This window comes from Paraburkholderia sp. SIMBA_027, from assembly GCF_046535315.1.
Classification (GTDB): domain Bacteria; phylum Pseudomonadota; class Gammaproteobacteria; order Burkholderiales; family Burkholderiaceae; genus Paraburkholderia; species Paraburkholderia tropica.
The window spans coordinates 1-251 of sequence record NZ_JAWRWY010001217.1; the positions used below are offsets into that span (position 1 = coordinate 1).

The 251-nt window shown below is 33.9% G+C and carries 1 pseudogene; it reads right to left on the bottom strand.

From position 1 onward, the window contains the following. A pseudogene (locus SB764_RS43020) lies at positions 1-251 on the bottom strand (hypothetical protein); the annotation flags it as partial.

Sequence of the window (251 nt, forward strand, 5' to 3'; positions counted from 1 at the left end):
AGAAATACGTATTCTCCATATTCATTCAAAATAAGATCAATAGCGCCAAAATTTAAATTTAAAAACTTCACCAAGTTGATACATTTGGTGGAAATTTCTACTGGGAGGGTATAGATACTGTGTTTAAGCCCATTTTGGCTAAATCTCCAATCTACTTTCGAATCCTCAGAATCCTGTGAGTGTATTAAGGCTGCAAATACATTATCTCCCACAACAGTAATCCTTAAATCGCCTTTCTTCTTAATATGTTC